Here is an 18777-nt window from a genome sequence, read left to right on the forward strand (position 1 = left end):
ATAGGGGGTTAGTCCTTGTCCTCAGTATAGTCATCTTCATACTCATCTACAAGGTCTTTCCGTCTCTGCTCTTCATCGAATTTGGAACGGAAATTGTTTCTGATGATGACAAAGGTCATGTAGGCAAAGAGGATAGCAACAACAATATACAGAATATCTCCAAAAGACATTAGCTTTCCTTCAAGGTATTGGGGATCGTGATTTTCTCGAATCCCTCATAGTTCTGGCGCAGTGCGTCATAGATGACCACTCCCACACTCACACCGAGGTTGAGACTTCTTCCCTTACCGCCCATGGGAATGGTAATGCACTGCTCAGGATGGGCCAGAAGCACTTTTTCATCTATCCCTTTGGTCTCGGAACCGAAAAGGATGTAATCCCCTTTTTTAAACGGGGCATTGAAGTAGAGATTGTCCGTTTTCGTCGTTGACATGTAGCTGTGTTCATCAATGGGATGTTCTTTCAGGAATGCCTCGAAACTCTCCCAGACCACCAGGTCAAGATGTTTCCAGTAGTCCAAGCCGGCACGTTTGACCGCCTTGTCGTCGATATCAAACCCAAGAGGTTTAATAAGATGCAGTGTTGCACCAAGATTGACGCAGAGACGTCCGATTGTCCCGGTATTCTGCGGTATCTGGGGTTCGACCAGTACTATATTAAACATGGTTTAGAAGATTATCGTTTTGTTTCCGTTGACGAAAACACGGTCATGCAGCACAAGGTTGAGTGCACGGGAGAGGACCACTTTTTCCACATCGCGTCCGGCACGCTGCATCTCTTTCCAGTCAAAACGGTGGTTCACAGGGATGACATCCTGCGCAATGATGGGTCCTTCATCCAGGTCGTTCGTAACAAAGTGTGCTGTCGCACCGATGATTTTCACCCCTCGCTCATACGCCTGCTTGTACGGGTTCGCACCGATGAATGCGGGAAGGAAGGAGTGGTGGATATTGATGATCTGCTTCGGGTAGGCCGCTACGAAAGAAGGGGTCAATATACGCATGTATTTGGCAAGTACGATGAAGTCAAAGTCATGCTCATCGATCTTTTCCATAACCCTGGCTTCATGCTCTTCCCTTGCCAGGCCTTCGGCAGGCACATGGAAGAAAGGAATGTTGAAACGCTCTACCAACTCACGAAGTGTCTCATGGTTGGCAATGACACATTCGATACTCGCACCCAGTTCTCCTGCTGCATTACGGATAAGAATATCTCCCAGAGCATGGGATTCTTTCGTGGCAAGAAGCACTACTTTCTTGTTTTTGGGAGCGATCACCCGAATATGTGCATCTATGGGTGCCACTTCCCTGAGTGCCACATCGAGTTCATCGATCCCAAACGTCCCGGAGACGACCGTACGCATGAAGAATCTTTCTTTCTCTTTGTCGACGAACTCGCGGTTGGAGTCGATATTCAGGTCCCGCTCATAGAAGATCTTGGAGATCTTGTAGACCAGACCTTTGGCATCGTGACAGTCAATGAGTACGCGTGCTTTAGTTTCCATCAGGTCTTATCGGCTCGCATAATCGGCGATGATATCACCCATTTCCGTACAGGTACAGATCTCTTTTGCATCGTAGTCACCGATATCCCCGGTTCTGTAACCTTCTGCAAGTGCTTTTCTGATCGCTTCATCGATCCTGTCCGCCGCTTCATTCTCATTCAGGGCATAACGCAGCATCATGCTTGCACTCGAAATCGTTGCAAGCGGGTTGGCGATCCCCTGCCCTGCAATATCGGGTGCAGAGCCGTGGATAGGCTCGAAAAGCCCTACACCCTTACCGGTACTCGCACTCGGAAGCAAGCCAATGGAACCGGAAAGCATGGAGGCTGCATCGGAAAGGATGTCGCCGAAAATATTTCCTGTCAGGATCACATCGAACTGTTTGGGATCACGGATGAGCTGCATCGCGGCATTGTCCACATACATATGGGTGAGTTCCACTTCAGGGTAGTCTTTCGCTATCTCTTCAACGATCTCTCTCCAGAACTGGCTGACTTCAAGAACATTAGCCTTGTCAACGGAACAGATACGTTTGTCACGCTTCATAGCGATATCAAATGCCACGATCGCGATACGTCTGACCTCTTCTTTCGTATAGATCATGGTATTGAACGCTTCGTCCTCATGTAACTCTCTTGGCTGCCCGAAGTAGATACCACCTGTAAGCTCACGTACCACCATGATGTCCACACCCTGGATCACGGCAGGTTTGAGGCTTGAAGCATTCACCAGTTCGTCATAGACCATTGCCGGCCTGAGGTTGGCGAAGGTTCCCATCTCTTTTCTGAGTCCCAGAAGGCCTGTTTCCGGTCTCAAATGACGCTCGAGGTTGTCCCACTTTGGCCCGCCGATCGCACCAAAAAGCACGGCGTCGCATTTTTTGACGCCCTGGATGGTCTCTTCCGGAAGAGGTACGCCTGTCTCATCGATGGCTGCACCGCCAAGCAGCATTTCATCATATTTGAGGTTGAATCCCTGTGCTACAGAGACCGCGTCGAGTACCTTGATTGCTTCATCTACGATCTCGGGACCGATCCCGTCACCTTTGATCACACCTATTTTATATGTTTTCATTGCTTTGCTCCTTCCTGGATTTCCTGTTTTGCGAATTCGATCAGCCCGCCTGCATTGACAAGTTCCTGCATGAATTCAGGGATCGGGGTGAATTTGTATGTTTTTGCCTGTGTCACATTGATGATCTCACCGGCATCCATGTCTACCCTGACCACATCACCCTCATTGATCTCTTCCGCTTCGGGAAGTTCAAAGATAGGCAATCCCATATTGAAGGCGTTTCTGTAAAAGATACGCGCGAACGTAGGTGCGATGACCGCATTGATCCCTGCCGCTTTCAGTGCGATAGGTGCATGCTCACGGCTTGAACCGCATCCGAAGTTCTCACCCGCTACAATGATGTCCCCTTCATGCATTTTGGAAACGAACTCCGGGTCTGCATCTTCCATAACATGCTTTGCCAGTTCAGCCGGCTCACTTGTATTCAAATATCTCGCTGCGATGATCAGATCTGTATCGATATTGTCACCGAATTTCCAAACTTTACCTTGCAAAGTTCATCCTTTAGCTGGAATTGAATTCCATAAAAATTTTTGCGATTATAGCCAAAAAACTGAAATTTAACAAATTTAACGGTAAAAATGAAGAAAATTTCGGTATAATCCACCTTAATTAATTTTTAAACCCCATCTCTTTCAAAATCAAGGACAAAAATGGCAGCAAAAGACAGCATGAAAAACGTAGAGGCATTATTTAAATCTAAAAAGAAAGGCGATGTGGTCACCTTTGAAAACATCGCCAAAGAATTCGGTAAACAAGTTACAGCTGCCCAGGCGAAGAAGATCCATAAACTTTCCGAAGAGAACAAAGTCAATATTATTTCTGCTTCCGAATATGCCAGTTACCTCATAGCAAAAGAGAAAAAACGAAGAGAAGATGCCAGAAAAAAAGGCGGTTCAGAGGAAGATGAGTTCGATCTGCATAAAGAGAAAGAGCTTCTCGAGTGGAGCCGTTCCGACTCTCCTGTCAGAATGTACCTGCGTGAAATGGGAAAGATCCCGCTACTGACCAAAGAAGAAGAAGTTGACCTCTCCAAGCGTATCGAGGAAGGTGAGGACATCATCATTGATGCCATCTGTTCCGTACCGTACCTCATCGGCTACATCCTCAACTACAAAGAACCTCTGCTCAACCGAGAAAGACGTGTCAAGGAGCTTTTCAAAAGTTTTGAAGATGACAAAAGCGATTCGGACGATGATGCAGCGGAAGGCGAAGACGGCGGAGACGGTACACCAAAGAATGACAAAAGGGTCAAGCAGGTCGTAGAGAGCTTCAAAAAACTCGAAAAGGCCAAAAAAGAGTGGATGAAAGCACGCGAAGACCTTGAGAAATTCATGGAAACAGAGACCGACCCTGTCAAGATCACCCACGAAAGACTCAAGATCGCCTTTAAAAAAGAGCAGCTTAAAGCTGCCCTGCTCGATCTCGGGCCGACATCCAAGCTGATCAACGAACTGGTCAAAGCTATGGAGACTGCACTCAAAAGTGATGACAGTTTCGACAAAGAGCTCAAGCGTCTCGAGTACAAACTCCCGCTTTTCAACGATACACTCAAAGAAAACCACCAAAAGATCCTCGACAATATCATCAATATGGACAAAGAAGATATTATTGATGCCGTACCTGAAACGACTATGGTAAGTACCTATGTGGAGATCAAAAAACTTTTCGAGACCAGAGAAGCGAGTAAAGGGGGCTTTGATCTCTCCGAAGAAAAACTCCAGGCAATCCTGGAACAGATCCGTCAGGGTAAAGCAAAGAGTGAAGTGGCCAAGACGCGTATGGCGAAGTCGAACCTCAGACTGGTCGTCTCCATCGCCAAACGTTACACCAACAGAGGCCTTCCCTTCCTCGACCTCATCCAGGAGGGGAACATCGGCCTGATGAAAGCGGTCGACAAGTTCGAGTATGAAAAAGGATACAAGTTCTCCACCTATGCGACATGGTGGATCCGCCAGGCGATCAGCCGTGCCATTGCGGACCAGGCAAGGACTATCCGTATCCCTATCCATATGATAGAGACGATCAACCGTATCAACAAGATCATCAGAAAGCATCTCCAGGAGACCGGGAAAGAGCCCGATCTCGAAACGATCGCCAAAGAAGTAGGACTGACCGTGGACAAGGTCAAAAATGTCATCAAGATCACCAAAGAGCCAGTCTCTCTCGAAACACCTGTGGGTGACGAGGATGACGGCAGATTCGGTGACTTCATCGAGGATAAAACGACATTGTCCCCTACAGATGCCGTCCTCAAGGACGACCTTAACAACCAGATTGACGAGGTACTTGACCAGCTCAACGAAAGAGAAAAAGCCGTCATTAGAATGCGTTTTGGACTGCTTGAAGATGAGAGCGACAGAACACTAGAAGAGATCGGTAAAGAACTCAATGTCACCAGAGAGCGAGTCAGACAGATAGAGTCCTCGGCCATCAAAAAGCTGAAACATCCGAAGGTCGGACGTAAGCTTAAGAATTATATCGAAGAGTAATCACAACGTCATCCTGATACCGGATCGGAGTCCGGCATGACGGTTTCAGGATCCCCTTGGAAATTCCATATTCCCGCCCTCAAGAGATTCTGAAATAAATTCAGAATGACGTTTCCGTCACCAGGAGAAATCACATGATGTCCCAACCCCAATTCTTCACTCTCATCATCGGCACCGAGATCCTCAACCGCAGACGCGAGGATAAGCATTTCGACTTTGTGACAAGAACACTGGCCAATAAAGGTGCAAAGCTCACCGGTTCTTTCATCATAGAAGATGACCCTGCCCTCATCGTTCAGACCATAAAGTTCATCGCTTCGCAGCCCAACCCTGTGCTCTTCTCTTTTGGCGGCATAGGCTCCACGCCCGACGACCATACACGCAAATGTGCGGCCATCGCACTTCGTAACGGAAAGCTCTATGAACATCCCGAAGCCAAAAAGATCATTGAGGAAAAACTGGGTAAAGAGGCTTACCCCCACCCCATTAAAATGGCCCAGCTTCCCAAAGGGGCAGAACTCCTTGACAACCCGGTGAACAAGATGCCCGCCTTTTCTCTAGACGAACGCTACTTCTTCATGCCCGGTTTCCCGGAAATGAGCCATCCCATGGTGGAAGAGATCGTGGCAAAGCTGCTGCCGGAATCAAAACCCTACTACCGCTATACGCTTACCGCTTTGTGCAAAGAGAACGAGCTCATCGAAGTGATGGAGCAGATGCCCAAAGAGGTGGAGTTCTCCTCTCTCCCCAAACTCTACACCGACGGATGGAGGGTTTCCATCTCGGTGGCTTCACACGACGAAGAAAAAGCAAAAGAGGCCTTCCAGCGCTACATCGATCTGCTTGAGAAAAAACAGATCCGCTACGGCCTGAACGACGAAGCCTGAATTGTTTCATGACCTATAGAGAAACCCTCAAACATCCTGTTGTCGCCAGACTTTCGCTCATACAGCTCATCTCCTATTTCGGTACCTGGTTCTCCCAGGTGGCCATCTTCTCCATGCTCGTCTTTTTCGGGGCCGACGAAATGACCATCGCGCTCACCGCAGCCATGGCGATGCTACCAGCCGTCGTTCTTGCGCCGCTCATCGGCATTGTCATCGACAGGGTCGATTTCAAAAAGCTGATGCTTGCTATGCTACTTGTCGAGATCGCTGCAACACTGTGTTTCATCTTCATCGATTCACTTGCCTTTGTCTGGGTGCTTATGATACTCATCTTTCTGCGCTCGGCCGCCGCTTCCTTGCTCTTTTCGGCGGAGATGGCGCTCTTTCCCAAACTGCTCAAAGGTCAGATGCTCAAGAACACAAACGAGATCCACTCCATCATCTGGTCCTTCACCTACGCTTCGGGCATGGCCGTGGGAGGCATCGTAACCTACTACATCGGTTTTGATGCGGCCTTTGTAACAGATGCACTGCTCTACTCCGTAGCCGTACTGCTGCTTCTGGGACTCAGGCTCAAACTTGAAAAGAGTACGCATGTCAGTTCCGTTCCAAAAATGCTCAAAGAAGGCTTTACCTACCTCAAAAGCGAACGAAAACTGATACACCTCATCGTACTGCATGCCTCCGTGGGACTGACCAGCTTTGACGCGCTCATCACCCTGCTGGCGGACTTCCGCTACAAAGAGTTCATCGCCGTACCGCTGGCCATCGGGATGATGAACGCCACGCGCGCGCTAGGTCTGATGATCGGCCCGTTCTTCATAGGCAAGATCATCTCCAAAGAGAACCTGCACTGGTTCTTTCTGCTTCAGGGAACTGCCATAGTGCTCTGGTCACTGCTTGAGCAGCACTTCTACCTCGCACTCATCGGCCTCTTTGTCACCGGCTTTTTTATCACCATACTGTGGTCCTATACTTATCTGCTCATTCAGGAAGCCACCGAGCCCAAATACATGGGCCGTGTCATCTCCTACAATGACATGGTCTTCATGCTCACCAATGTCGCTACGGCACTTTTCATCGGGAGCGCTTCAAAATGGGGACTGTCACTGGAATTCATTACCGCCGCTTTGGGTCTGGGGTTTGTCTTTTTTTCACTCTATTACGGATGGTTCAGAAAGAGATACCTATAAGTTTTTCTCAATGAGCGCAAGTACACTCTTTATCTCTTTATCCGACAGTTTTCCGAACTTTTTATAGATCAGCTTACCACTTTTATCAAAGATAAGGATATCAGAATTGTCATCTGCAAGGTCCCACTTCTTCAATACTACCTTTTTCTTGTCTTTAACGTAGATCGTATCGGGAAACTCTTTCTGCTTGGCTTTGAGCTTGGACTCCAGAATGACATTGGGAAGCCAGGTAGCCGCCAGATTGATAACGGCTACGGAAGCATATTTTTTCCTGTCAAAATGGCGTTTTTTGAGTGCCTGTGTCAAAGCTTTGTTCAGATCACGCTCGTCAGGGTCCACATAAAAAAGGATATGCACTTTACCCTTCAGCATGGAAGAGCTCCAAGCCGTTCCATCGACCTTTCCGCCGCTTGCACCGCTCAACTCTACACTCGGCGGTACTTTCCCCAATTCGATAGCCATACTGCTTACAGCTGTCAATAGACAACCCAAGATAATCTTTTTCATAGTCAAACCTTCTCTTTTATTTTATAGTACCATTCTTTCATAAATATTATACCCCGCTGTCCGTTTTTTCGTTGTCCAGGTATCTGCTTACCTCTGCTACGGTCCCTTTGGAAATACGTTCTTGATAGTCTGACCGGAAAAGCCTTGCTCTCTCTTTAGAGTTGGTAATAAAATAAACAAAAACATTTCGATTCCCTATGATCAACTTTGCAGTACTAGAAGGTTTTATTACCCGCATAAATTTCATCTAAACTCTACAGGGAAAAGACCATAAAAACTTCCATTCAATTGCGTTGTTTCTATAAGATATCTTTTAAATTTCAAATATAACAGTTTATCTGGTTTTTTACACTGGTGCCAAAATTTTTTGAGAGACATACCTTTGCTGGTCAATCCCTCTATATCATAAATCGCATTGCCCAGTGTTATTGTCGGTGTATTATGCCCAATAGACGAAAAACCGACTGTACTGTTAATCGTTATGGTACCAATAGCATGCTTTAAGCAGGTGGGAAGATGTACATCATGTAAAATAATAATACGTTTTTCTATGTCAAGAAGTTGGGCCTGCTGTCTGATAAATACCGTATAGTCCCTGCGGCCTCTATCAACAGGATGATGCTTGAAAAGAAGGTATCGGCCCACTGGTGCATGACGTGCAAACGATTCGAGTACTTCAATAATAAATTTTTCGATCGACCTGTAATTTGAGTGCTGAAGTATCTGAAAGTCGTTATATGTCTGAAGGGGCACGAAATAGTAGTATCCGGAAAGACCACCCCTTATCAAAGAATCATATCTTCTCTCAGTTAACATATATAAGCCTTTTCTCAAAAAACTTCTTATTCCATAAAAGGCCTCTTTTATCGCAGAAAAATCACGATGGTGTTCATAAAAGGGGTATCGAAAAAAGAAAATGTTTGCAGCTGCATAATAAAGTGTCGCACTGAGAATCATCTTGAGTTTACTATGCCGAGCATGCTTTGGACTTTCAATCTCTACATTCGGCAAAGCATGATAAAAAGATGCCTTTCTTGGCATCTGGCTAAAACCGTTTACACCGAATCGTTCCAAGGTAATATAGTGTGGCCTGACATACCCTTCTTCAAATACATAAACTTCTATTTTCATTCGGTATGCGACTTTTTTTGCAATCTTCTGGTAAGGCCTGCAATCTCCAAAAAGGAAAATCTTCTCTATTTTTCTATTTTTCAAAAATTGTTCCAGGAACTTCTCCCATGCAGAGAGTGTTCCTCTATAAGGCATATAATTGTCAGCATAGGAAAAAAGTCGGTCACCCATATTGAGACCGATACGAAAAGTGACACCACCATTTTTACGGAGAAAACGGTCAAGCTTTTTGAAAAAAAAGCCCATTGGTCCCTGTAGAAGGAGCACATGTTTACCCTGCATATTTTCTATTTTAGCTTTCACCCAAAACCACCCTCATTGCCAACCGTATTTTACGGGTTATCCAATTTCTTGTATAAAAATACCAACGGTATGAAAGATCGCTATTATATCTTCTTTTTTCTTTTTCAACAGCTTCAAAAAGCACTTCTGCCTCACAAAAACAACCCGTTTTAGGATCGATATAACGGGGGTATACAATATATACCGCAGCAATCATCTGTAAAAGTGTTATCTTTTTTGTACGTCTTGCATACTTCCTGGCATCTATGGTCAGTCCCCATCCTGCATAAAAAGGCATTCCGTAAGTATAAACTTCTTTACTCCTAAGCATTCCCTCAAAACCGCTCAAAGATGTAATGGTATGCACTTCGTTACACTGATGTAAAAGTGCCGGCAGCGATACATCCTTAATCATAATATCTGCATATTTTTCTATCATACCTTTTGATACTTTTCCTCTTCTATTCCCTGCCTGAACATCTGGATGCGGCTTGTAAATGATATATGCATCGGGCTTTATTTCTCTTACTTTTCTCAATAATTCAAAATTCGTCATTCCATCTCCACCATACACGATCGATGCGTCATCTTCCACCTGTCCTATAACAAGGGCAACAATCTGTTTCGGCTTAAGGGTCGGCAGCAAAACTTCCTTGTCACCTTCTATGTTGTATTTTGATATATTATTTTCTACAAGATAATTTTGTACCCATTTCGCTCTCTCAAGCAATACTTCATCAAACTCCAGGTTTTGCAGGATATATTCAAGATCACTTACCGTTGTCGGGTCGAAATATATCCCTCTTCTGTCAACCACCAGCGAATATGGTCTGGTAAGATCAGAACCCAGCGAAACTGACCTTACAAAACCATCCTCTATTCGATACATAGGCAGATTGTTCTTTTTTGCATAAATCACTACCTCGGAAAAATCTTTTTTACCCCATATAAAAACTTTTGAATCTTTGTCAATTCTTTTCTCTGCGGCACACTTCAGACTATTGCAAAAAAAACACTGGTTACGCTGCAAAGGTTTGAAAAAAAATTTGATGGATCTTTGTTTCCATCGTGAAAAACCAAAAAAATAAAGCTTTCCGTTATTGTCTTGATATAGAGACCTGTATCGCTGAATCATTTCGATCGTCTCGATAATATCACACTCTTTTTTTCCATATGGATTGTAATATTCACTATAGAGAATGTACGCTCCCGCAAAAATCTCCTCCATGCTTAACTGTCGTTTTCTCCTTTTGCAAAAAACTCTGTCATCCGTAAGCCCCCAGCCGGCATAAAAAGGCATACCGAAACAAACTACCTTTTTGCCCAACAGCAGCGCTTCAAATCCCATTTGTGAGGTCTGAGTATACACTTTGTCAAATGCTTCCATTAATACGACCGGATTGATCTCCTCATCTATAATACGACAATGTTTTCCTGCAAAATCTATATCTATACTGGAAGCTTTTCTGCCCGACAACACATCGGGATGTATTTTCACATAGACTTCACAATCCCTGTTTTCCTCTATCGCACATACGATCATCTCTTTTGCATCAAACTGTTTTGTCATACCATAGCACAATGAGGCATCTCCTGCCGTCTGCGCAACGATCAGCACTTTTCTGGCCGGGCTTTCAAGATAATCTGGAAGCTTTGCATAGACATGATTGTATTTTGAAATTTTGTATGCTTTTATCAATTCGATAGCGCGCTTCGCCGTCTCCATACATTTTGCATCGTTCCCAAAATTATACGTATTAAAAATATTTTCAAGTCTTGAAGGCCTTGTCGCGTCATAATAGATACCTACATCATCTTTAACAATCGAAAAAGCCTCCCATCTGTCACTGCCGAGTCCGATAGAGCGTATGAAACCGTCTTCGGAGAGAGTAAGCTTTCCGCCAAACACATTATGGCACAGAGAAGCAAAACGGCCGGTTCTTTTTCGACCCCATCCCCTAAATTGTTTTCCATTGAAGATCTGGACAATGTTATAAATATAAGGGAAAATATTTATCTTTTTAAGTAGCATGTCTTACCTGTACCTATTTGTTAAAAGCAGTTTGAAAAAAAATTTTATTCTGAACGAAAGATCCCTTTTTAGTAATGAGTATCTCAAAAGATCAACAGATATGGCTATCCTATTTTTTGCAAATTCCAAATATGCAAGATAGGCACGCAGGATCCTTCTGTCTTTAGGAAGATCAACTTTTTCATAGAGCTCTTTCAGATAGTATTTTCTGTTTGTCTCCATATTTGGAAGCCTGATATCCCTGTTCCACTTAAATTTTTTTGGTAGTAGACTCATACGCGAATTACTTGTATTTGTATCATGTATTCGGTATTGCACTAGAGGCTGCTGCAATGTTTTTCTAACTCCGAACAGTTCATTGTTTACACCTATCCAATAGTCATGCGAATCCAGTTTGTCCGGGAACGGCAAGACGATCTCTTTGAGTTTTCCGTTTATCAGCATCGTGTTCCCCATAATACCGCACGGCCCAAGTATATGCCCTAGATCCTTTCTCTCTTTTAGTCTGTATTTTCTATATCTGAAGTAGGAGTAGTACAATACACTCTCATTCCCATCGATCATACAGAGGTCGGAATGCACCAGGCACGGTTTTCCTCTATGCAGAGACTCCAGCTTCATCATTGCATCCATCGATATCGCTATTTTGTTCTTTTGCCATATATCATCTTGGTCACAAAAGAAAATATACTCTTCACATGAGTTTTTCAGCATATGCTCAAAGTGCTTTACAAAACCGAGGCATACAGGGTTTTTGGTAGAAAAAATAACATCGGGATATTCTTTTTTGTAAGTGGACAGTATTTTGGGCGTACTGTCTGAGGAATTGTCATCTGAAATATATATTTTAAAGTTTTTGTATGTCTGTGCAAGTACGGAGTCCAACTGCTGCTTTAAAAACTTTTCACCGTTAAATACGGCAATCAAAACTGCAACCCTCGGCTTGGAATCCATTACTTACCGTACTTTTCTAAAGACCACTCAATTGTTTTGACTATACTGCTGTCAAAGTTTTCATCCGCTTTCAAACCCAGTTCCATCTCTATCTTTATCGTATCAATGGCATGGCGATGGTCATGACCAGTATGATCCTCCACACACGAAATTAGCTCTTTAGAGCTTTTTTTGCCAATATGTGCCTGTGGCAGTATTTTTTCATCGGTAACCCTCTCGACTATCTGCTGGTTCGTTCTCTCGTTTCGTCTTCCAATATTATAAACACTTTCTGCTTTGTCTGTATGGTAGTCCAAATCTTTCCCCTTATAATAGTCGGACACATAAAGCCAATCTCTTAAGTTTTTTCCATTATTCCCTTTAATGAAAGTATATTTGGGATCCACTACGCACTCCCGCAGGTTTGCAGGATCTCCTACATACGTCAGTAGATCCAAATTAACCAGTCTGTAGTCCAAATATTTTTCCAAAAAATAGGGGGCAAAATTGCTCCCTTTAAAGCCTTCCGTTCCGGTCAGAAAGATCAATTTCATTCTTTTTCCTTTTGTATCTTCTTCAGGCATTCACCCAGGCTTTCTTTCCAGTACGGAATGCTTATGCCGAATGCCGTTTTGATCTTTGTTTTATTCAGTACACTGTAGTATGGCCTTTTTGCCGGTGTCGGATATGCTTTGGTTTCAATAGGGGACACTTCGCACTTTACATTCCCCAATTCAAAAATAGCCTTCGCAAGATCAAACCAGGAACAAACCCCCTCGTTTGAAAAATGGTAAACCTCTACATTTTCATTTTCGATCTTTGGTACAATCTGTAAAATAGTCTTTGCCAGGTCTCCAGCATATGTCGGCGTCCCGACCTGATCAAAAATCACTCCTAGCTCTTCCCTCTCCGTACCCAGTCTCAGCATCGTCTTGACGAAGTTATTTCCGAAACTACTGTAAACCCAAGAGGTCCTTATGATGATCGCGTTGTGCGGATTCACCATTTTGAGCACCTCTTCTCCCAACAGTTTCGTACTTCCGTAGACTCCGTTCGGGCCGGTTGTATCTTCCTCGACATAAGGCTTGCAGTTTGTCCCATCAAATACATAATCGGTAGAGATATGCACCAGTTTCATCTTCCTCATTCTAGCAATCTCGGCCAAATACTTTACGGCAAGATGGTTGACTCTGTCCGCATTTTTCATCTCCTTTTCCGCTTCATCGACGTCTGTATACGCCGCGCAGTTCAGAATGATGTCGATGGCATTCTCTTCACAGAAACATTCTATAGCATTTCTATCCGTTATATCGAGCGCATTGGAATCCGTAAAGTAAAAAATGTTCTCCTCCGAAGCTAACGCTCTGATCTCCGAACCCAACTGTCCGTTACTTCCCGTTACCAGTATATTAGGCATAGTGGTCCACACCGTATTCAAATATTTCATCTGTTTCGTGCAGCTTTGGCTGACTGGTGTCCCTGGTAGAAAGTTTCAGTTCCTCCGAAGGCAGCGGCCACGATATCGCTAGTTCTTTGTCTGCATAAGAGATACCTCTGTCATATTCCGGAGAGTAGTAACTGTCCACTTTGTAAGCAAAAATTGTATTGTCTTCCAGTACGACGAACGCATGGGCAAAACCGCGCGGGACGAGAAGCTGTTTTCTGTTTTCACCGCTTAATTCGACTGCGACATGTTTGCCGAAAGTAGGACTCCCCTTTCTTATGTCTACCGCAATGTCCAGAACACGGCCAACAACCACACGAACGAGTTTGGTCTGCGCAAAGGGCGGTAACTGATAATGCAGCCCTCTCAAAACTCCTTTTGAACTTTTCGATTCGTTATCCTGGCAGAAATCTATTTTGTAACCCAAAAAAGATTCAAGTTTGTCCACTCTGAAGGTTTCAATAAAGTATCCACGCTCATCCTTATGTATTTTGGGTTCTATCACAATGACATCCGAAATTTCCATTCTTGTAAATTTCATTATTTTACTGCTTTCTTATTTGTCTGTCTCATCAAAAACCAGAAAAACCGGCTTTTTATTAAGTATTTTTGTATGCTTCAGAAAATCATAGATTGCGGAAGTCCCCAGTATGCTTCCGCCTATACCGACAACTGCGATGTACTTCTGTCTAACATTTTCTGCATCGTGCCTGAATTCGGAAGTATCCTGGGAAACAAAATTGTAATACCCTATATCCTCTTTTTCCATGACGATTTCGTCAAAAAGCTTCTCGTCTGCCTTATATGGCATTGAAATTGTCTTTTGCACTATTTAACCACGAACCAGGGGTTCAGAAGGTCCATCTTGTTGTAGACCAGTGGCATCCCGTTTTCATACTGGTATGTCATCCTGCCGCTCTCCCGTACAATCGCATCTGCCGCAGCCGTATCCCATTCCATTGTAGGTGCAAGCCTGGGGTATATATCGGCTTTGCCTTCCGCTACCATGCAAAGCTTCAGAGAAGAACCTTTGGAAACCTGCACAATTTCTTTTGCATTCAGGGCATCTATAAATGCCTGTGTCTCGTCCGAAAGATGCGATTTGGACGCAACTACAGATATTTTATCCGAAGGCGCAGAATTGCTTTGTAAAGGCATCTTTTTACCATTCTTGAAAGCACCTTGGCCCTGTTTTGCCGTATACATATCGTTCAAAGCAGGTGCATAGACCACACCAAGTACAGGCATATTGTGATGGATAAGCGCAATATTGATGGTAAATTCACCGTTCTTTTTGATGAACTCTTTGGTTCCGTCAATCGGATCAATACACCAGTAGTACTCCCAGGCCTTTCTTCTATCATAATCGATCGTCCTGCTCTCTTCTGACATAACATGTATGCCATATTTTTCAAGCCTCTTTACGATCACGTCGTGCGACGCAAGATCCGCTTCGGTCAATGGCGACCTGTCATCCTTGTATTCGATGGAAAAATCCCTGTTGTAAATTTCCATAATGATCTTCCCTGCCTCCAGAGCGATTTTCTCGATCTCTTTCAAATCAATTTTATCCAGCACTATATATACCCCTTTTCCTGCAGATACACAACGATCTTCCCGGCAGACGCTTCAATATCAAGGTGCTCCGTTCGCACATGTATTTCAGCTTTTTCTGGCGCTTCATACGGCGAAGAGATACCCGTAAAATCTGGAATCTCCCCCATCCGCGCTTTTTCATAGAGTCCCTTGGGATCACGCAGTTCGCAAATCTTCAGCGGCGTATCCACAAATACTTCGATGAACTCGTCCTTTTCAACCAGCGCACGCACAGCATCTCTCTCTCTCCGAAAAGGGGAGATGAATGCTGTCAGAACGATGATCCCCGCATCTACGAACAATTTCGAGACTTCACCGATACGCCGGATATTTTCTATCCTGTCCTCTTGTGAAAAAGTCAAACCCTTGTTCATTCCCATACGTACATTGTCGCCATCGAGAAGATAAGTATGCTTTTGCAGCAACAGCAGCTTTGCTTCCACTGCATTTGCCACAGTGGATTTCCCAGAACCACTCAGGCCCGTAAACCAGAGTATACAGGGTTTTTGGCCTTTTATGGCGGCGCGTTCCTCTTTGCCGACCCGGTGGTCATGCCATACAATATTTTTATTTGACATAATGCTTCTTTACATAGTTTACGATAGTCTCGACAGCTTCATCGACACTCATTTGGTCTGTATCTATGGTTATCTCGGCATACTGGGGCTCTTCATACACATCGTTAATACCCGAAAAGTTCTGAAGTTCTCCCCTCATCGCCTTGTCGTACACACCTTTGTAATCCCTTTTTTTACAGGTTTCGATATCGGCTTTTACATAAACCACAATATTGTTCTTTACCATTTCGCGAATCGCTTTACGAGATTCCGTGTAAGGTGAAACAAAGGTCGCAACAGTAGATATGGCGTTTTTTTGCAGCTTCTGAATCAAAAATCCTATGCGGTGCATATGCCTGTTTCTCTCTTTTCGCGTATAGCCGATATGAGGAATGAGATCACGGATATCCTTCGAATCAAGCCGCTCTATGGGAATATGGAGTTTTTCCAGTTCAATGTAGACTTTGTCTGCAATGGTGGTTTTGCCCGAAAGTGGCAATCCGGTAAACCAAAGATTGAAGGGCTCTATCTTCTCTTCCCCCCAGTGTATCTTAAACCATATCCGCTCATGTGCCCAGTAAAGACCTACTTTCAGTACAGTCTCTACCAAGCCTGCGGCAATGGCAAGGTCAAGTCGGTCGAAAAAAACATAAACGATTAGAATCGTCGTTGTCGTCGCAACAATACGCCAAGAAATCCCCTTTACGATCGAACGCTGATTGGTCTCCCTGTACATTAGATCACTTTACATTCCCATTCAGGAAAGTTCTCTCTTACATAAAGGTTCAATGCTCTCTCTGCATCCGTATACTCTTTTGCGGACAACTTAACGACATCCTCTTCGCGTCTGCTGACACCGACGATCATTCCTGCACCGACCGTATCGTTGCTGATACGGTCTACTACGATAAAAGAGCCGGTCAGACGGTTTGTCTCATAGGCGTCTGCAGCAATCGGCTGCGTTAAGACCATCTTGCACGAAGCGATATCATTAAGCCCCAGTCTGTGTACCTGCTCTCTTTCGTAGGTATTGATATCCACTTTATAGTTGATATGTTCGATGAACCCGGGCACTACGGAAGTGGCTCTTTTGATATCGTAAGTCTTTCCGGGCTCCATAGGAGTCTCATCCATCCACACCAGCATCACCTTCAGGGAGTTTGAGACTCTTGGAAGATTTTTGGTATGCACAATCATATCCCCGCGCGAGATATCCACCTCATCTTCCGTCGTAATGGTCACGGCCATTGGAGCATAGGCATATTCGGTCATCGTCTCCCTGTTCTTCTCCGTTATATCGCCGGCATTGACAATATTTTTGACTTTTGTGGTTTTTCCCGAAGGAAGCACCGTGATCTCATCACCTGTCCTGACCAGCCCTGCGGCAATCGTACCACAAAAACCCCTAAAGTCGAGGTTCGGACGGTTCACGTACTGAACGGGGAACCTGAAATCCTCCTCTTTGGGCTCTTTGCTGATATCCATGGAGTCGAGAAGTCCGAGCAGGGGCTGACCTGAAAACCATGGTGACCTTTTGCTTCTGTCAACAACATTATCACCCTCTAGCGCCGATACGGGAATATAATACGTATTTTTGATCCCCAGTTCATCCGCCAGTGCACCGTATGCCCCAGATATCTTGTCAAACACCTCTTCGCTGAAGTCCACAAGATCCATTTTGTTGATCGCAACGATAACATGCTCGATACCAAGCAGGTTAACGATGAAACTGTGACGGCGCGTCTGCGTCAAAATGCCTTTACGCGCATCGATCAGGATGATCGCGACATCCGCGGTCGAAGCGCCCGTGACCATATTGCGCGTATACTGCTCATGACCCGGAGTATCCGCAATAATGAATTTTCGTTTCTCCGTAGCAAAGAATCGGTAAGCGACATCGATAGTGATCCCCTGCTCTCTTTCACTCTGAAGTCCGTCAACAAGCAGTGCCATATCTAGTTTCTCGCCGGTTGTACCGTATTTCCTGCTTTCACCTTCCGCAGCGGAAAGCTGGTCGTCGAAGATCATTTTTGAGTCGTAGAGCATACGCCCAATCAACGTACTTTTACCGTCGTCTACCGACCCGCACGTAAGAAAACGTAGCATATCCTTGTTTTCATGTTCTTTGAGGTATCCCTCTATATCCAGTGCTATCTTGCTGTTCTCTTTCGCCATGTTAAAAATACCCCTCTATTTTTTTCAGCTCCATTGCACCTTCCTGGTCTTTGTCTATCAGGCGACCCTCTCTTTCCGAACTCGTGGAAAGAAGCATTTCCTTAATGATCTCTGGCAAAGTGGTTGCCGATGAATTTATTGCACCGGTCAGAGGATAGCACCCAAGCGTCCTGAAACGCACCATCTCTTTTTGAGCCGTGCTTCTCAGCGTTTCAGGCATTCTGTCGTCATCGACCATAATCTTCGTACCTTCATATTCGACCACCTCCCTCTCTTTTGCAAAATAGAGTGAGGGAATAGGAATGCCTTCAAGATAAATATACTGCCACACATCAAGCTCTGTCCAGTTGCTAATGGGAAAAACGCGTACCGATTCACCTTTCTGGATCGCCGTATTGTAGATATTCCAGAGTTCAGGTCTCTGGTTCTTCGGATCCCACCGGTGGTGTTTATCGCGAAAAGAGAAAATACGCTCTTTGGCACGCGACTTCTCCTCATCACGGCGTGCACCACCGATGACGGCATCGTAGCCGCCGGCATTAAGAGCTTGCTTCAACCCCTGGGTTTTCATCACGTCTGTGTGCACTTTTGAACCGTGCTCAAATGGGGAAATATTCATCTTTTCTCCTTCGGGATTGGAGTAGACCACAAGGTCGAACCCAAGGTCTTTCGCACGCTGGTCGCGAAACTCTATCATCTCTTTGAATTTCCACTTTGTATCTACATGCAGCAATGGAAACGGTAACTTGCTTGGCGCAAATGCCTTCATGGCCAGATGTAACATCACAGACGAATCCTTCCCCACAGAGTACATCATCACCGGGTTGGCGAATTCTGCCACAACTTCACGCAATATATGTATAGATTCCGCCTCAAGCTGTTTCAGATGGGTTAATCGTTCCCTATTTATCATTTATATTCCTCGTATGTAAAAATTATTTTCTGTAAAAGATAGTTGGTCACCTCAACA

General features: G+C 44.7%; 21 protein-coding genes and 1 pseudogene. 3 read left to right on the forward strand and 19 right to left on the reverse strand.

The window, feature by feature from the left end:
- Positions 1 to 8: 8 nt before the first annotated feature.
- From SUN_RS13660 to SUN_RS08805, 5 genes are read right to left on the reverse strand one after another with little or no spacing between them, the layout of a single operon-like run.
- Positions 9 to 170 (reverse strand): hypothetical protein, encoded by a 162-nt coding sequence (locus SUN_RS13660; protein WP_012083462.1) that lies wholly within the window; start codon positions 168 to 170, stop codon positions 9 to 11.
- Positions 170 to 664 carry a tRNA (cytidine(34)-2'-O)-methyltransferase gene (locus SUN_RS08790; RefSeq protein ID WP_012083463.1) on the reverse strand — a complete coding sequence of 165 codons (495 nt, stop codon included), beginning with the start codon at positions 662 to 664 and terminating at the stop codon, positions 170 to 172. The genes SUN_RS13660 and SUN_RS08790 overlap by 1 nt, the downstream gene beginning before the upstream one ends.
- A gap of 3 nt (positions 665 to 667) precedes the next feature.
- A complete protein-coding gene (gene purU, locus SUN_RS08795; protein ID WP_012083464.1) occupies positions 668 to 1504 on the reverse strand; it encodes a formyltetrahydrofolate deformylase in 837 nt (278 codons plus the stop codon).
- 6 nt (positions 1505 to 1510) lie between these two features.
- Positions 1511 to 2578, reverse strand: a complete 1068-nt coding sequence (gene leuB / locus SUN_RS08800) for a 3-isopropylmalate dehydrogenase (RefSeq protein WP_012083465.1) — start codon at positions 2576 to 2578, stop codon at positions 1511 to 1513.
- A complete protein-coding gene (locus tag SUN_RS08805; protein ID WP_012083466.1) occupies positions 2575 to 3072 on the reverse strand; it encodes a 3-isopropylmalate dehydratase small subunit in 498 nt (165 codons plus the stop codon). The genes leuB and SUN_RS08805 overlap by 4 nt, the downstream gene beginning before the upstream one ends.
- Before the next feature lie 156 nt (positions 3073 to 3228).
- Here SUN_RS08805 and rpoD point away from each other — a divergent pair.
- The 3 genes and pseudogenes from rpoD to SUN_RS08820 form a co-directional block, all read left to right on the forward strand.
- Positions 3229 to 5070 (forward strand): annotated as a pseudogene (rpoD, locus tag SUN_RS08810) (RNA polymerase sigma factor RpoD); the annotation flags it as partial.
- A 134-nt stretch (positions 5071 to 5204) separates the two neighbouring features.
- Positions 5205 to 5957 (forward strand): competence/damage-inducible protein A, encoded by a 753-nt coding sequence (locus SUN_RS08815; RefSeq protein ID WP_012083468.1) that lies wholly within the window; start codon positions 5205 to 5207, stop codon positions 5955 to 5957.
- Between the two features lie 8 nt (positions 5958 to 5965).
- Positions 5966 to 7150, forward strand: coding sequence for an MFS transporter (locus SUN_RS08820; RefSeq protein ID WP_012083469.1), 1185 nt, complete (start codon positions 5966 to 5968; stop codon positions 7148 to 7150).
- Here the strand turns inward: SUN_RS08820 and SUN_RS08825 are convergent.
- Genes SUN_RS08825 through cysD form a run of 14 tightly spaced genes read right to left on the reverse strand, consistent with a single transcriptional unit; the run spans position 7145 to position 18720 of the window.
- The gene (locus tag SUN_RS08825; protein WP_012083470.1) at positions 7145 to 7657 is read right to left on the reverse strand and encodes a YtfJ family protein; all 513 of its coding nucleotides are present in this window, start codon (positions 7655 to 7657) and stop codon (positions 7145 to 7147) included. The genes SUN_RS08820 and SUN_RS08825 overlap by 6 nt on opposite strands.
- 46 nt (positions 7658 to 7703) lie before the next feature.
- A complete protein-coding gene (locus tag SUN_RS08830; protein ID WP_188085345.1) occupies positions 7704 to 7862 on the reverse strand; it encodes a hypothetical protein in 159 nt (52 codons plus the stop codon).
- 38 nt (positions 7863 to 7900) lie between these two features.
- A complete protein-coding gene (locus SUN_RS08835; RefSeq protein ID WP_070108846.1) occupies positions 7901 to 9070 on the reverse strand; it encodes a capsule biosynthesis protein in 1170 nt (389 codons plus the stop codon).
- 10 nt (positions 9071 to 9080) lie between these two features.
- Positions 9081 to 11102 carry a capsular polysaccharide biosynthesis protein gene (locus tag SUN_RS08840; RefSeq protein WP_012083472.1) on the reverse strand — a complete coding sequence of 674 codons (2022 nt, stop codon included), beginning with the start codon at positions 11100 to 11102 and terminating at the stop codon, positions 9081 to 9083.
- A 3-nt stretch (positions 11103 to 11105) separates the two neighbouring features.
- The gene (locus tag SUN_RS08845; RefSeq protein WP_012083473.1) at positions 11106 to 12056 is read right to left on the reverse strand and encodes a glycosyltransferase family 2 protein; all 951 of its coding nucleotides are present in this window, start codon (positions 12054 to 12056) and stop codon (positions 11106 to 11108) included.
- Positions 12056 to 12619, reverse strand: coding sequence for a GDP-mannose 4,6-dehydratase (locus SUN_RS08850; RefSeq protein ID WP_232501325.1), 564 nt, complete (start codon positions 12617 to 12619; stop codon positions 12056 to 12058). Before SUN_RS08850 ends, SUN_RS08845 begins: the two co-directional genes overlap by 1 nt.
- Positions 12586 to 13452 carry a dTDP-4-dehydrorhamnose reductase gene (rfbD, locus tag SUN_RS08855; protein ID WP_012083475.1) on the reverse strand — a complete coding sequence of 289 codons (867 nt, stop codon included), beginning with the start codon at positions 13450 to 13452 and terminating at the stop codon, positions 12586 to 12588. Before rfbD ends, SUN_RS08850 begins: the two co-directional genes overlap by 34 nt.
- The gene (gene rfbC / locus SUN_RS08860; protein ID WP_012083476.1) at positions 13445 to 14020 is read right to left on the reverse strand and encodes a dTDP-4-dehydrorhamnose 3,5-epimerase; all 576 of its coding nucleotides are present in this window, start codon (positions 14018 to 14020) and stop codon (positions 13445 to 13447) included. Before rfbC ends, rfbD begins: the two co-directional genes overlap by 8 nt.
- Before the next feature lie 15 nt (positions 14021 to 14035).
- Complete coding sequence (locus SUN_RS08865; protein ID WP_012083477.1) at positions 14036 to 14290, reverse strand: hypothetical protein; 255 nt, start codon at positions 14288 to 14290, stop codon at positions 14036 to 14038.
- A gap of 17 nt (positions 14291 to 14307) precedes the next feature.
- Positions 14308 to 15057: a 3'(2'),5'-bisphosphate nucleotidase CysQ gene (cysQ, locus tag SUN_RS08870; RefSeq protein WP_012083478.1), complete on the reverse strand. Its 750-nt coding sequence runs from the start codon at positions 15055 to 15057 to the stop codon at positions 14308 to 14310.
- Complete coding sequence (cysC, locus tag SUN_RS08875) at positions 15057 to 15653, reverse strand: adenylyl-sulfate kinase (RefSeq protein WP_012083479.1); 597 nt, start codon at positions 15651 to 15653, stop codon at positions 15057 to 15059. The genes cysQ and cysC (SUN_RS08875) overlap by 1 nt, the downstream gene beginning before the upstream one ends.
- Complete coding sequence (gene cysC, locus SUN_RS08880; RefSeq protein ID WP_012083480.1) at positions 15643 to 16368, reverse strand: adenylyl-sulfate kinase; 726 nt, start codon at positions 16366 to 16368, stop codon at positions 15643 to 15645. Before cysC (SUN_RS08880) ends, cysC (SUN_RS08875) begins: the two co-directional genes overlap by 11 nt.
- Positions 16368 to 17807 carry a sulfate adenylyltransferase subunit CysN gene (gene cysN, locus SUN_RS08885; protein WP_012083481.1) on the reverse strand — a complete coding sequence of 480 codons (1440 nt, stop codon included), beginning with the start codon at positions 17805 to 17807 and terminating at the stop codon, positions 16368 to 16370. The genes cysC (SUN_RS08880) and cysN overlap by 1 nt, the downstream gene beginning before the upstream one ends.
- A gap of 1 nt (position 17808) precedes the next feature.
- Positions 17809 to 18720, reverse strand: a complete 912-nt coding sequence (gene cysD / locus SUN_RS08890) for a sulfate adenylyltransferase subunit CysD (protein ID WP_012083482.1) — start codon at positions 18718 to 18720, stop codon at positions 17809 to 17811.
- Between the last annotated feature and the right edge of the window lie 57 nt (positions 18721 to 18777).

This window comes from Sulfurovum sp. NBC37-1 (genome assembly GCF_000010345.1).
GTDB lineage: Bacteria > Campylobacterota > Campylobacteria > Campylobacterales > Sulfurovaceae > Sulfurovum.